This window comes from Paeniglutamicibacter antarcticus (assembly GCF_039544305.1).
GTDB lineage: Bacteria > Actinomycetota > Actinomycetes > Actinomycetales > Micrococcaceae > Paeniglutamicibacter > Paeniglutamicibacter antarcticus_C.
Genome location: NZ_BAABLK010000087.1, coordinates 22,355 through 36,885 on the forward strand (window position 1 = coordinate 22,355; position 14,531 = coordinate 36,885).

Here is a 14,531-nt window from a genome sequence, read left to right on the forward strand (position 1 = left end):
ACGTTCCTTTGGAGGGGAACCCCGAGCGAGCAGTGCTTCGAATCGACCGGTGTGCACCCGCGAACGCAATGCTGGACTCCGTGTTGGAGCGCACCTAGGCTGAAAACCATGACTGCTCTGATCTCACACACGTCATTCGACAGCCTCGATGCCTTCGCCTCGTCGGTCTTCTGGGGCGCAGTGCTTGGCTTCGTCGAGGATCCTGGTGATCCGAACAACCCGGGCGACGAGGAGTGCATGATTTTCTCCATTGACGGTGCTCAGCGACTGCTGTTCATCGAGGTCCCCGACACCAAGCAGGTCAAGAACCGTGTGCATCTGGACCTCAAGCCCGCTGCAGGCACCAGGGATCTGGAACTCGAGCGCCTGTTGGAGCTGGGATCCACCATGGTCGCTGATCGGCGGCGTCCGGACGGATCGGGGTGGATTGTGCTCGCTGATCCGGAGGGTAACGAATTCTGCATCCTGCGCAGCGACGCAGAGCGCGCGTCGCAGTGATCACCCGCGGTCTGCCCGGCTCTGTCGATTCCAGTGTCAGCAGTAGGTTGTTCCGCTCCATGTCCTCGGAATCACCAATCGAGCGGTGTGCATAGGCTGAACGGGCACTGACACGTTCCCCTGATGATGGCGCCACTGGATTGGATCAACGGCCAAGCGGGCCGGTCACGCGCTCACAGTGCCGGTTCTCCATGCACACGGCAAGAGTGAGCGCGGCAACGGCAGCCAGGATCCCACCGCCGATGCGCCCGATCATTACACCAGGAGTCGCGATGATCGTCATGTCCAGCGCGATGGAATCCACGGCAACGAGCACGATGAATGCCAGAAAGAAGCCGACCATGGCCCGGAGCCGGCTACTGGCCGACTCGGATGGATGGGTGCGCTCGTGCACGGCCGCTCGTTGCCCAATGATGCCTGCAACCTGATAGCAGGCGATGGCCAGAACACCCCCAGGCAATGGAGAGTGCAGCAATCGGTTGGACCTTCGGGAATACTGCGCTGACGCTGCGCACCTAAGGGGGCAGGAACCATACCTGTACCGCCATGGAAACGACTAGCAAACCCATGATCACCGTAGCTATTGCGACCGAGCTTCCACGACGCATCTTGGCGTCCGGCTAGGACTCGGTTGCTGGTCCAGGCACCATGCCCTGCCACAGGCCAACGACATCAGCGCATGAATGATCTGGATATCGAATACCGATCCATCACAGGCACGCTCTCCGGGGCGCAGCCGCATCAGGAACACCTCTGCAGGGTATTGCCGAAGTCACCTGGTCGAATCATTCAAGCTTCCGCTACCTGTAGCGGGCCACCGCCAAAGTAGTCGCATTGTCTTTGGGAGCTGGGACGTCGCAAGACTGGTGTGACCACGGTTAAATCGATCAGACCGTTCTCAAGCGTGCACCCTTGGAAGCTCTGTTCCGTTGGTTCCGGCAAACGCCTTCGCCTTTTCCTGTCCTCCGCAAATACCTTCGGACAGGCGAATACGGGAGAACGACAGGGCCAGAAGTTGAGGCTGTTCTCCTCCCGGGGCTGTCGGGTTATTGGACATCGGCCGGATTGAGCTTGAGGCGGCGCAGCAACTGGGCGTTGAGGGCCACCACAATGGTTGACAGGGACATCAGCACGGCTCCGGCGGCAGGGGATAGCACGAAACCGGCAAACGCGAACACCCCGGCAGCCAACGGAACAGCAATGATGTTGTAGCCTGTGGCCCACACCAGGTTCTGCCACATTTTGCGGTAACTCGCCTTCGAGAGATCCATCATGGACAACACTGCCCGAGGGTCATTGCCAGCCAAGACCACTCCGGCGGATTCCATGGCGACGTCGGTTCCCGCGCCAATGGCGATACCAACCTCAGCACGAGCCAGTGCCGGAGCGTCGTTGACCCCGTCACCCACCATGGCAACCTTCAGCCCTCGATCTTGCAGCTCGGCAACCTTCTGGTCCTTGTCCTGGGGGAGGACCTCTGCGAAAACCTCGTCGATGTGAAGTTCAGTAGCCACGGAGCGAGCCACCTGCCGTGCGTCCCCGGTGATCATCGCGACCTTGACACCCCGATCCTGCAAGGCCTTGACCGCGTGGCGGGATTCCTCACGAACCTCGTCCTCCAAGGCAACGGCCCCAATCACTGAGCCATCCCGGATGACGTGCAGTACCGAAGCGCCGCGTTCCTTCCACACCGTGGTTTCTACGGCGATGTCCACGGGCTCAGTGAGGTTCAGCTCCGTCAGGAGCGTCGGTCCACCCACAGCGATGGTGGAGCCGTTGACGGTCGCCTGGACGCCTCGTCCGGTCATGGATTGGAATCCCGAGGCACCGGGCATGGCGGTACCCGATTTTTGGGCGGCGTTGACGATGGCCCGAGCCACGGGATGCTCGCTGTCCGACTCCACGGCAGCAGCAAGAGCCAATAGCTCATCAGTTGCCATGCCCCGGATCCCCGTGGCACCAGTGAGGGCAGGCTCGCCCTTGGTCAGGGTTCCTGTCTTATCGAACAGGACCACATCAATGGTGCGCATCCGCTCCAGCGCCATCCTGTCCTTGATCAGTACCCCGGCACGGGCGGCACGTTCGGTGGAAATCGCAATCACCAGTGGAATAGCCAGCCCTAGAGCATGTGGGCAGGCGATCACCAGGACCGTGACGGTGCGCACCACGGCATCCGGGACGCTGCCCAGCAAGGACCAGACGATGAAGGTGATGATTCCTGTCCCGGCAGCGAAGTAGAACAGGAACGCTGCCGCACGGTCGGCCAGCGCTTGGGCGCGGGAGGTTGAACCTTGGGCCTCGGCCACCAGCCGCTGGATTCCGGCCAGGGCGGTTTCTTCGCCAACGGCGCTGACCCGCAAACGCAGGGAACTGTCGGTGGCCACGGTTCCCGCCACCACGGGATCGCCAACTGTACGGGGAACCGCTTTGGACTCACCGGTGATCATCGACTCATCGACCTCCACCGTGCCTTCGGTGATGACACCGTCGGCAGGAAGGCGACCCCCGGAACGCACCAAGACGATATCCCCGGCAGCCAATTCGGCGATGCTGATCGTTTCGGTGCCGCCGTCGATGACCCGTTCAGCTTCATCGGGCAACAAGGCCGCCAAGGCATCCAACGCCCCCCGGGCCGAACCCAAGGCACGCATTTCTATCCAATGCCCCAGCAACATGATCGTCACCAGCAGCGCCAGTTCCCACCAGAAGTCCAGGTCGAAACCGCCGATTCCCAGACTGGTCGCCCACGAGGCGATGAAAGCCACCGTGATGGCCATCGAAATCAGCAGCATCATGCCCGGCTGCTTGGTCTTGATTTCCTTCCATCCACCGGAGAGGAAGGGCTGACCGCCGTAGATGAAGATCACCGTGCCCAACAGCGGGGAAATCCAGGCTGAGCCGGGAAATATGGGCGGGGTGTAGCCCAGGAGATCGCCCAACATGGGGCTGAAGAGAACCACTGGAATCGATAGCCCCAAGGTCAGCCAGAACCGGTTCTTGAACATGGCGGTGCTGTGCCCGGCATGTTCACCCTGGCTGTGCACCGCATGTTCATCTTGAGGTGAGCCCGCGTGTCCGTGGGCTGCATGGTCCATGTCCGACTTCGACTTCTGGAAACCGTGTGGGTTGCTGTGATCTTCCATGACTCTCCTTGGTCGGCGGGAGCGTTTCGTATTCTTCAGTGCTTGTTGGGCATCATCATTCGGCTACAGGTGGCGCCGGTGTTCGTGTTTCTGATTCAAGGACGGAGCGACTGGACCCAAAGCGTCCGGGGTTCGATCGGCTTGATGGTTCCAAGGCCGAGGCGGACCAGCCACTTGTCTGTATCCATTGGCCTCAAGATACCCCCATGGGGTATCTTGAGGCAACCCTTGGGGGTTCCCCGGCGTCCTTGGACACCGGATGAATGCGCCAACCGTCAACCGGCCCGGGTCTCAGCCCCGCAGCAGGGGATAGACGCACCTGGAGCGTCCCCGTTCGGAATCGACATCGCATGGGTTATGAATCGATGTCAACGGGCGGCTGATCCTGACTAATCCAAGTCGTGGCGGTAAGTGTGGATGTGGGTGCCATCTTTCGACGAATGCTCTTCCACCCGATCCCACCCGATCTTGTCGTAAAAGTCTCCGGCGCCGCTGGGCCCTGCCGTGGTCACCAGCTCGGCTTTGCTTGAACGGGCTTCCCGAGCTCGTTCGAGGAACTCCTCCACGAGCAACTCACCGATGCCGCCTCCGCGGAACATAGGTAGCACAACAAGAGAGATGATCACGGCGGTAGCCGATTCCGTCGGACGCAACTGCGTGGGTGCTGCCCTGCGCCCAAATGTTCTCTTCAGGTAAGGGCTTGCCCTGGTTTTCACGAAGTCCAGAAGCACACGGGGACGAACGGAGAGTGCCGTGAGCCCCGAGAACAGAAGGGACCAGCGATGGTTTCCCAGTACATCTGCGACATGGAGCACTTGGTTGGTGGAACCGATCAAGAAGCCGAGCTGTTGTTGCTCAGCATCGTTGCTTACCGCCACGATGGCGATTCCATGTCGTTGCGTGAGAAAAGTTCTCATCCAACGCCTGACGAAGTGTCGTCCGAGCCGGGGGAAGAGCCCATGGGGGAGATATCGGATCATATCGGTGGCCATCGAGCGAAGTTCGCCTTCCGTTGCCGTCCTGACCATCACGAGGGATCGTGCATGGGAAAGATGCTCTGTCACGCGGTTCATGGGGCGACCTCGGTGAGGGTCTTCCCGTCATAGCTAAACTTCACCACGCCCCGTTCCAGGTCCATCCACACCAGCAAGGTTCCCTCCTCGGTGCTGATGGCGCCCATGGTGGTGGCTGGTCCTACCTCTGCCCCCAATGCTTCCCATGAAAGCCCGGCATCATTGCTTAGGTACACGCTTCCTTCAGGGGTGACGCCGAGCACTGTGTTCGAATCGGCGAAGGCGGCAGTCAGGAGCTTGGGCCCGCCGCTGGGAGCCGACCAGGTTTCTCCGCTGTCCGCAGATCGCCACAACCCTTCTTCCGTGGTGGCAAGGACCACGGCACTCTGGGGGCTCGAAACCAAGGCATAAGGGGTTGGTGCCATGGGTCCGTCATCGACCCATTTCTTGCCGTCACTGGTGGTGCGCAGTTTCCCGTCAAAGCCGATGATTGCGTCTCGATTGGCGGTGAGGGCATGAAAGTCAGATTGACCCTGCAGGGAGAGCGGTACCCAGGTTTCCCCGCTGTCGGTTGATTCCATCAACCCCAGCGGATTGGGCAGGTCGCTGCCCGGCCCGGGATGGCCGGAGGCATAGAACGTTCCGGTGGGGGAGACCGTGAAACCCATCAAATCCAGTGTTGGCCCGATCTTCTTGGGAACGGTGCCGCTGGCATCGAAGAGGCCGTTGTGGGTGGCCAACAGAACCCGTTGGGTCGATTCCTCAATGCTGATGGCGTGGATGTGCCCGTAAAGGTCGGTCGGTGGGGCCTCATTGGTGCTTGCCGGTGTCGCGGTGCCACAGGCGGTTAGTCCCAGCATCGCGAGCACGGTGATTGATGCCGCAGCCCGGGGACGGGCACGGCGAAAAGTGGACAGGTTGAAAGACATGGTTCTCCAGGATAAAGGGCAGGGAACAATCCTGCCTGCGCGGGTCGCGGGCTCGCCAAGACCCGCACGGTTCACTGATGATGTGTTGGCAGGCCGGCCTCGGGGCCGGTCTGCGGGAAGCAGGTGCTACTTGTAATCCTGGAGCAGCTCTTCCATGGCCTTGATCTCTGCCTGTTGGTCCTTGACCACCGATGTGGCTAGGGAAATGACCTCGGGATTGGAACCGTCGGCGATCGCGTCCTCGGCCATTTGCACCGCACCCTTGTGGTGGCCGATCATCTGGGTCAGAAAGAGCCGAGTCGCTTCGGTGCCCTGCGCGGCATCAAGGGCGGCCAGCTCGTCATCTCCCAGCATTCCCTCCATGGAGTGCCCCATCGTCCCCGCCGAGGCCGGTTCGTTCCAGAGGCTCAGCCAGCTGTTCATCTTTTCGATTTCCGGTCCTTGGGCGGCCTTGATGTCCGTGGCCAAGTCCCGGATGGAACTATCGATCGAGGTTCCCTTGGCCAGCATCATGTCACTCATGGTGATGGCTTGTTCATGGTGGGGAAGCATCATCTGGGCAAACATGGTGTCCGCTTCGTTGTGCTCAGTCGCGGCGGCAGGGGCCGATGCTGCTGGGGTGCCATTATCCGTGCTGGAAGCGGTGGTGGCTGTGGGCGCAGAGTTGGGTTCGCTTGGTGCTGGGACGCATCCCGACAGGGTCAGTCCGGCGGCGATGGCCAGGGCAAGGGGATACAGCAAAGTACGGTTCTTCATGGTATTGATCCTTCGCGGATAAGCGGTTTCAACAGATGATCCTCCGCTTCGGTCACACGAAGCGGGTACGACAAAGGCAGGACCGGGGAATACCCCGTGTCACTGATTTTTATCTACGACTGATCGAAAGTTGAACCAGCGAAGGCGGCCGGTAGATGCGCTCCCGGGGAACCCATAGGGCAGGCGGTGCCGTTAGGCCCCTGCCCGGATTCGGCCGACAAGAGGTGGGCCTGATATAGAAGCAGAACGCGCCCACGGCCAAGCCAAGGACGCACATGCCAAGCATTGCGGTCTCCAAGCCCGTGAGGGAGCCGGATTCAAGGGATGAGGGGTAACTGTCGACGCTTTGCTGCCCGGAAGGAGCGAAGAGCGTGTGCTGGGTGGAAAACGGCGCCGTATAGGGGAGATGGGATTGCTCGGTGGAAACCACGGACATCAGGTGCGTGGTGTCAGGTACGTGGTGGTCAACGCCGAGGGTATGCATCCCCAATAGCCCAAGGAACAGAGCCACCAAAGCCAAGACAGGACGAATGCTCCGGGACAGGGTTGCTACGCGTTTGCCCACGTTCATCACCCTTTCCTCACTCTTGCCCTGAACTACTTTACGGCCTGATGGGACATGATGTGTCATCAGGACCACCGGGCCTGTCGCTCGTGCGGCGTGCGGCCGTGATCCATGGGCGCAGATCGCTGATTTCTGGATATCAACGAACCGGCCAAAGACAGCCCGTCCAACTTCCTTCAGCGGCCACACAGGCAGATGCACGTCGATGAAACTGCGCCGTTCCCACCTCGATGTTCCCAGATGCATGGGCTAGGGACTGCGTGTCGATGATGGAGCGCGCACGAATAGGTGAGGCCCGCGGCAGCCCAGAAACCGAACCATGGTGGCTGCCTGGCGCGTCGACAGTGGAGTGCACTGCCGGTAACCCACACGACGCAGGAGCGCAAGGGCCCCGGCACGGCGGGAATCCCTGTGTCAAAGTGACAAGGGATAGGCGGTTGATTCTTTGGCCTCATCGAACGTCGAGGATACCCATCATTCCTTGGTCCTCGTGGTCCAGGATGTGGCAGTGGTAGACGGTTCGACCGATGAGGGGCTCAAAGGAAATGAGGACTTTCACCTCTGAATGGGCAGGAATATTCACCACGTCCTGCCACCTGGGCGTCGAAAGGTCTTGGGTTCCGCTTTCGATAACTTGCATGGGCCAAACATGCAGATGCATGGGGTGGTCCATTGGACTGGAGTTCCTTAGGGTCCATTCCTGCACCGTGCCTCTCGATACCACCGTGTCGGTTCGTTCGGCATCGAATTCCTTGCCGTTGATGGTAAAAGACATCATGGAGCCGTTCGCTTCACCACCCCCGCCGCCCATCATGGATCCACCCATGCCCATGCCAAAATCTAGGGTGTGGCGGGCGCTAATTGGCTGTTCGCGCAAATCTTTCATGGGTGGGCCGTTGGGAACGGGTGCCGGCGCTGTGCCCGACGCTCCGGAGACAGCCAAGGAAAGCAACTCCACGGGCTCATCACCAGCGGAAACGTTGCCTTCTTGCATCATTCCGCCACCCATGGATCCCATTCCGCCCCGGTCCACCGGTGTCGCCACCAGCGGCGAAAGCCCTTCGCGTGTTTCCACAAGCAGCTCAATCCGGTTCCCGGGGGCCAAAACAACTTCAGAGATCTCCTCTGGAGCTGGGAGGCGGCCGAAGTCGCGACTCAGCAGCCGGACTTTTTGGCCATCCAGATGCAGCCGAAGATAGCGCGAGGGGCAAGCATTGACAATCCGCCAGCGTTCCCTTTCCCCGGACCCCGCGCTTAGCCGGGGATGGACCTGGCCGTTGACCAGCACTATTTCGCCCTCTCGACCCATCATCCGCTGCATCGGACCCACCGGAGCCAGATTCCCGGACGCGTCAAGGGAAAGATCCGAGATCACCAGGACCCGCTCATTGCTCACCGGGACCGGTTCGGGGTCCTCTACGATGATCGCTCCGTAGAGTCCGGCGGCGATCTGCTCGGCAACGTGCCCGTGGTGGTGCGGGTGATACCAGTACGTGCCCGGTGGGTGGTCCTTGGCCAGGGTGAACTCGTAGTCGAAGGTCTCGCCGGGGAGCACGCTCACGAAAGGATTATCGCCGTTGCCTTCGGGAGAAACCTGCAGTCCGTGTACGTGCAGGTTCGTCGGGGCTTCCAGGGAGTTGGTCAGTGCCACCCGGATCGTGTCCCCGGGCCTCACTCGCCAGGTTGGTCCAGGCAGGGAGTTGTTGAAGGCCTGGACAGAAGCCCGGCGACCACCGACTTGGATTTGAGCCGGGGCAGCGGTCAACCTAATGTCCAACAAGCGTTCACTGCTGCTCAGCACCTGGGGCTCTATGAGCCTCTCTCCGCTCGAATACCCGCGTAGTTTATTGGTCGTCCACCACAAACCGGTCCCGCCGATGACGACGGCGGCTGCCCCGGCGGCGCCCGCTGCCAGCAGCTGACGCCGGGTCATCGGGCTCATCTGTCACCTTCTTCAAGTGCAGTGAGTCGTTCGCGGTATTCCTCGGTGCTCAGTTCTCCGCGTGCGTAGCGTTCATCGAGTATTTCCCTCCCTCGGCTGCGGCCCGTGTTGCCGTGGTTTGATGACCTACCTGATAGGGCCTTCACCAGGACAACCAAAAGGATAAGCACCCCAACCACCAGTAGCAGCCCAAAAATCCATATCCACCAGATTCCGCCCATTCCATCGCCGTACATCATGATTTGTGCTCCTTCGTCTTTCAGCCGTGCATTGGTTGTATAGGAACCGCTCGTCTTGCCGCGGGTGGTCACTGGCGTTCGGGTGCCTTGTCCCAACGAGCGTCGATGCAGGTGATATCCATCCCGGAGGACCTTTAATTGCTGCTTTGTTGGTCGGAGGTTCTGTGGGTCTTCGTATTCCCTTGCCCACGATGACGCACGACCAGCCACTGAGCGATCACGATAACCGTGGCCACCGCCACGGTTATGACCACCGTGAAGGGATCTGAGCGTGCCCGAAGCACGACGAAGGGGACCAGCACGGCGAGATCCAGCACGATCGCCACCCACGGGATCCACTTTTTGGCTTGCACCTCGTTACGCAGGTGACGAATCATTCCCCAGTGGATGCCGAGGTCCATCACCAGATAGAGAATGGCGCCCAGGGCTGCGATCTGGGACAGGTCGAAGAATGCTGCCAGTACGATGGCTAGCCCCGCGGTGATGAACAGTGATTGGTGCCCGTTGTTGTCTTTCGCTCCCGGGACCTGGCCCATCTCGCGGAGCATGGCATAGAGCTTGGACACGGAGTACAAGCTGGCAATCAGGCCTGAAAGCGTGGCGATCACGGCGATGCCAACGGTGAGTGCCATTCCCCAGGATCCGAACATCGGCTCGGCCGCCGCTGCCAAGGCATAGTCCCGGGCTTCGACGATTTGCGGGACGGTGAGGCTTCCGGTGACAGCCACGGTGATGAGCAGGTAGAGCACGGTGCACAGGCTGATGGAAATAATGATGGATCTGCCGATATTGCGCTTGGGCTCACGTACGTCCCCGCCTTGGTTGGTAATCGTGGTGAAGCCCTTGTAGGCCAGAATGCACAACGCGACCCCGGCCGGAAATCCCCACCACCCCGACTCGGGAGCGGTGCGCTCGGAAATGGCGAAAAGCCTCCCGAGCGATGAGACTCCGGCTGCCAGGATCCCCCCGATGGCCAACACGGCAATCCCGATGATCTTGATGGCGGCGGTCACCGTCGCCGAGCCTTCCACCCATTTGTTTCCGACCATGTTCACCAATGCCGCAGCCGCGATGGCAGCAACGGCGAGGACCGGCACCAAGATCGTGGAGTCCTGTAATCCGAAGGGCCGCAACAGGTAGGTGCCGAAAGTTCGGCCCAGCAGGCTTTCGGCCAGAACCATCGAGACAAACATGAACAGGGACAGTGAGCCAGCGACTACGCCCGGACCATAGGCTGCCTTAAGCAGCATCGCGATTCCCCCGGAGGATGGGTTGGTGGCGGAGTATCGGATGTAGGAGTAGGAACTGAACCCGACGACCACGGCACCGGCGAAGAAGGCCCAAGGGACCAAGTCGCCTGCCAATTCGGCGACCTGTCCCACGAGGGCGAAGATCCCGGCACCGATCATCACGCCCGTGCCCAGGGCCACCGAGCCGGTCAGTGATAGTTTTTGTTGTTCCTTTGGACGGGAACCGTTTTTCACGAATCGTTCCTTTCCTGCGGTGAAGGACCTTGGGAATATTGCAACCGTATGGTGGATGGCTTGCTGGGGCAACGCCTCGGTACGTTGCGCATAGCGGGTTTCTTGGAACTCGCAGCACCCTAGGAACAGGTTTTTCTGGAGCCGATCGCCCAACCGTTCCCGTCCAGAAGAAGCGGATATCCGACGCCAGTTGACGACTCGTTCGAGGGCGTGTCGGAAATGGTGTTCGGAGAGACAAACCAAGAATTTTCCGCAGCAGAGTAGACCACCTGACAGTGTATGCTCCAAGCTGCTCGGTGGCAGACATCGAGTGTTCGCTATAGCATTTGATCCGTTCGGTCGTTCATCCGGGCGATGTCCCGAATACGGGACATTGCTTCGACTTGCCCCGGAGCGATGGAGCCCGCGAAGTCCAAGGGCCTGCGCTCTGCCGCCTCCTGCGATCGTCGGATATTCTTTTTCACCAGCCACCCCTTCGAGGGTGCAAGATGGACCCATGACTTCCATCCACGGTTTTTCAGGCTCCAGTCGATATCCCAAGCCCATCAAGCCCGGACCCGGCCAAGAATCCGTGTGGGACTATCCGCGGCCGCCGAGGGTGGAACCTCGATCCGAACGGATCATCGTAAGGTTTGGCGGCGAGGTGATTGCCGACAGCACCGGGGCCGTCCGGGTCCTGGAGACGAGCCATCCACCGGTCTACTACTTGCCGAGGGCGGCATTCGAAAAAGGCGTGCTATCCCCGGTTGAAGGCACCAGCTTCTGCGAGTTCAAAGGTAGGGCACAGTATTTCGACGTGGTGGCAGGAGGATCCGTCGCTTCCCGGGCGGCATGGACCTACCCCGAGCCGACACAGGGTTTCGAGGCTCTCGGTTCCCGTGTTGCGCTCTACCCGGGGCTCATGGAATCCTGCGAGATCGATGGCGAGCAGGTGAAGTTCCAGGATGGTGACTTCTACGGGGGATGGATCACCCCTTGGATCACTGGTCCGTTCAAGGGCGGGCCGGGTACGGCCGGGTGGTAGAGGCCTTTCTGCTGGCCAGGGCCGAATCATCGACCAGCTGCGAATACTAGCGCTCCCCACCCAGGTTGCAGCTTTCGGAGCTGGTTTGGTCCGGAATCAATGTGCCACGGTTCACGTGGAGCCGTTCGGGTAGGGGGTAGCGGTGACCGATCTGGTATGACCGTGCTACGCAGGGCGGTCATCGGCTTCCCATGGCGCTTGGCTCCTTTTCCTGACCAGGCCGGGAATTTGCTTCATCGCTCGCCACCTTGTCGACAGCCGCGTGAGGATGTCCGGGATTGACTGGCGAAAGGCAAGGAGGACTGTTCTTCAAAGTTCAATCCACGGAATCATCGAAGCCACCAGCTCAGGAATACGACCCGGGCAAGCCGGGATCCGGCTTCGCATAACCACCGGTCCGCAGCTGATTCCTCGCTGCTTCACACTGACTGTGAGGTCGCCGCTCCGGAGCTCGTGGATGCTTGGGTGTGAAGCGTCGTCCTCCACGGTGGTAGTTCCAGAAGGGCACGCGCCGCAACTTTGTGGATACGGTGCCTTGTAATCGCTCAGGAAGCGTTCGGCGGGATGCGCGCAGGGGATTGTCGCAAGGCCCCCTGCTGATGGATGGCCAGGGTGAAGCTGATTATATTGTTTTCGAAGCCTGCAAATTCGCCGTCGTGCAAGCAACTTTCATCGATGAGAAGTGCCGTTGTTGTGCCGAACCACACTCGGACCCCTATGCGAGAAGCTCGCCGACTCGGCCGTACAGCCAAGAAAGACCAATCCGAACACCAGCCGGCACCGAACAACTACATGTGTCCGTCCTGCCGGAAGGTGCTTTGGGGGCACCATCGAGCAGGACGGGCACTGCGCATCGACGAGTATCATGCCACCGCGGACGTTTTGGTGCAGCTGGCCGATCGATTGCGGCGAACATCCTTTCGGTGCACACGGACGGTTTCCAAGGCCCCGCCGGAACGGCTAGGTTGGCCAAAGAAAAGTAAGGCAACAATGTCCCGTTTGTTCATGGATGTTGTTTCGAGCCCCTTGACGCACCCCCCTGGAAGGCTGAAGAGGACGGTTGATGTTTTGATACCCACCCACTCTTATTTCCTTTGGGGTGCCCTTCGCCCTCAGGGACTCGTCCCACCGCCGACCGGCGTTATTCGTGGGTGCAGCAACTCCGAGATAATCATTCCCACAGCCAACCCCACCCCGCGTGATTCACCCCCGATAGGCATGGCGAGAGTCGCGAGAAAAATAACGGTGGTTGCTCCGATGCGAAGAAGGAGGCTTCCAGCAATTCTCCGGGCTATCACGAACGCCGGGATAACGATTGTTCCAAACACAGCTCCGGCAACGGGACCGCCCAACGCAAGCGCCCCGAGGTAAACAGCAACGAATCCTCCTTTCATCATGTCTGATCACGGCGGCGAGGGATCCGGTGCCCCCATAGGCACTGCAAGCGCCCCGATCGGCCCGGCAACTGCCGCCGACGATCCGGAATCAACCCGGTGCGGCAAGCACAGCGGCGCGACCAGGCCGGTAGCGGTACCTGAAAAGACGCACACCACGATCCAACGCCACCATCCATCGCGACGCCCTACGGCGCTGCCCACCACGATGACCCCCGGCAGGTTGAATAAGAACTGCCAAGGCCTGTATCCCTGAATGAATATCAGACTGAGCGAGCTCCACCGTTACCCGTGCGCGATGTCGCACGGATTCTGCTTCAGAGCGGTCGCCAACCGCGGAACCAAGAGCGCCAGAATGCCGGCAGCCAGGGTAATTTGGGTCTCGGCACTTGCCCCGGGCCCAGTGGTCGATGGACCGAATTCAGTGTTGCGCGGGCCCTCCGGTTTTCACTCTGGCACCATCGGTGCAATCGAGACATACGACGACTTTCCGCTACCCCGACGGACACGTGGTTAGGGGTGCCCTGGGCTTTGTTTATCGGTCTTTTCGTCTTGAAGCCTCGCGCGTTCACCATGTAGGGGGCTCATACGAGTCGACTGCGAAATGCAACGGTCCCATCACCGAGAATCTGGTTGACAGCGGTTGCGCGACCGCTCAAGGCACTCATCAACGCCCCCGACTGGTCCTCTGGCGTTCAAGCCTTGGCCGATGCTCCAGTCCGAGTCAACGGCCTCCAGGCGAAGCCCGTCGTATCTTGTCGAAGGGACGGCGTGCTTTCCCTGGGTGATCTCATCGAGCACCAGCTCTGCGGTTGCCGGGTCGATCGGAGTGTTGATCCCCAGCGGGCCGCGAATGTCGTATGCGTGGATCGCTAAATGACATAAAGGAGCCATGGGGCCCGCACCGGGGACATTGAATGCACCAACGCTTGTGGTCGACAGCGCTTGCATGATTTCGGTTGGTGTCCGGCGATAGTGCGTGGCCCACTTCAGCGCGAGCCGATCGAAGCTGAAACGGGAAGTGAACATGCGCGCGATCATTCCAGCCACGCCAAGTTCGAACGGCATCAATAGGTGGGCTGCAACCTAGCGCACATCCTACCCTGGGCACAAGCTCGGGTGTGACTATTGGTGCGCGTCATGTGCTTCAAGGTCGCGCAGCAAAAGGACGCGCTCATGCGCATAGGCTTCGGCGATCTCTTCTGCCAAGGCGACTCCCGTGTTGTGGATGGTTTGGGCAGGCCGGACAATATATCCGGGAAGGGAAGCGGTGGCTCCTCGGTACCCGGGGCCCCCGCGGTTTCTCAGAGCCTAGCTGGTTCCCGGCTCCCGGTCGATGCTCGTCTGGCGGTGGATTCATGCCTCGTTAACCGAATCCTCGGGGTGCACTGACGAATCCCTCGTGAGCTCTATGTGCGACCGGGGGGTGCCCCTATCTTTTTCGCAAGTCCTTTTCGGGTTTTTCCCGGAAAATGTTTGGGGATCTCGGAACCGGCGTTTTTGGGCATGGCTTCGCGGCCTGACCCGGCGGCGTGGGGTCGGAC

At 60.5% G+C, this 14,531-nt stretch carries 12 protein-coding genes; 2 read left to right on the forward strand and 10 right to left on the reverse strand.

Annotation, left to right across the window (positions count from 1 at the left end; genetic code table 11):
• The first annotated feature begins 108 nt into the window (after positions 1-108).
• On the forward strand, positions 109-498 hold the full coding sequence (locus ABEA12_RS16205) for a VOC family protein (RefSeq protein ID WP_210100375.1): 390 nt from the start codon (positions 109-111) through the stop codon (positions 496-498).
• A 145-nt stretch (positions 499-643) separates the two neighbouring features.
• Here ABEA12_RS16205 and ABEA12_RS16210 read toward each other — a convergent pair whose 3' ends face one another.
• The 8 genes from ABEA12_RS16210 to ABEA12_RS16245 form a co-directional block, all read right to left on the reverse strand.
• Positions 644-892, reverse strand: a complete 249-nt coding sequence (locus ABEA12_RS16210) for a hypothetical protein (protein WP_210100376.1) — start codon at positions 890-892, stop codon at positions 644-646.
• A 652-nt stretch (positions 893-1,544) separates the two neighbouring features.
• A complete protein-coding gene (locus ABEA12_RS16215) occupies positions 1,545-3,593 on the reverse strand; it encodes a copper-translocating P-type ATPase (RefSeq protein WP_345468964.1) in 2,049 nt (682 codons plus the stop codon).
• Between the two features lie 437 nt (positions 3,594-4,030).
• Complete coding sequence (locus ABEA12_RS16220; RefSeq protein ID WP_210100378.1) at positions 4,031-4,519, reverse strand: GNAT family N-acetyltransferase; 489 nt, start codon at positions 4,517-4,519, stop codon at positions 4,031-4,033.
• Between the two features lie 191 nt (positions 4,520-4,710).
• The gene (locus ABEA12_RS16225) at positions 4,711-5,583 is read right to left on the reverse strand and encodes a F510_1955 family glycosylhydrolase (protein ID WP_345468961.1); all 873 of its coding nucleotides are present in this window, start codon (positions 5,581-5,583) and stop codon (positions 4,711-4,713) included.
• Positions 5,584-5,709: 126 nt separating this feature from the next.
• The gene (locus ABEA12_RS16230; RefSeq protein ID WP_210100379.1) at positions 5,710-6,339 is read right to left on the reverse strand and encodes a DUF305 domain-containing protein; all 630 of its coding nucleotides are present in this window, start codon (positions 6,337-6,339) and stop codon (positions 5,710-5,712) included.
• 1,016 nt (positions 6,340-7,355) lie between these two features.
• Positions 7,356-8,846, reverse strand: a complete 1,491-nt coding sequence (locus ABEA12_RS16235; protein WP_210100380.1) for a multicopper oxidase family protein — start codon at positions 8,844-8,846, stop codon at positions 7,356-7,358.
• Positions 8,843-9,085 carry an SHOCT domain-containing protein gene (locus ABEA12_RS16240; RefSeq protein ID WP_210100381.1) on the reverse strand — a complete coding sequence of 81 codons (243 nt, stop codon included), beginning with the start codon at positions 9,083-9,085 and terminating at the stop codon, positions 8,843-8,845. Before ABEA12_RS16240 ends, ABEA12_RS16235 begins: the two co-directional genes overlap by 4 nt.
• A gap of 134 nt (positions 9,086-9,219) precedes the next feature.
• Positions 9,220-10,569 carry an APC family permease gene (locus ABEA12_RS16245; protein WP_210100382.1) on the reverse strand — a complete coding sequence of 450 codons (1,350 nt, stop codon included), beginning with the start codon at positions 10,567-10,569 and terminating at the stop codon, positions 9,220-9,222.
• Between the two features lie 496 nt (positions 10,570-11,065).
• Between ABEA12_RS16245 and ABEA12_RS16250 the strand changes: the two genes are divergently transcribed.
• On the forward strand, positions 11,066-11,593 hold the full coding sequence (locus ABEA12_RS16250) for a DUF427 domain-containing protein (protein WP_210100383.1): 528 nt from the start codon (positions 11,066-11,068) through the stop codon (positions 11,591-11,593).
• Between the two features lie 1,403 nt (positions 11,594-12,996).
• On the opposite strand, the gene ABEA12_RS18750 is transcribed toward ABEA12_RS16250, so the two are convergent.
• On the reverse strand, positions 12,997-13,254 hold the full coding sequence (locus ABEA12_RS18750; RefSeq protein WP_425571795.1) for a rhomboid family intramembrane serine protease: 258 nt from the start codon (positions 13,252-13,254) through the stop codon (positions 12,997-12,999).
• 351 nt (positions 13,255-13,605) lie between these two features.
• On the reverse strand, positions 13,606-14,016 hold the full coding sequence (locus tag ABEA12_RS16255; protein WP_210100385.1) for a hypothetical protein: 411 nt from the start codon (positions 14,014-14,016) through the stop codon (positions 13,606-13,608).
• Positions 14,017-14,531: the final 515 nt, after the last annotated feature.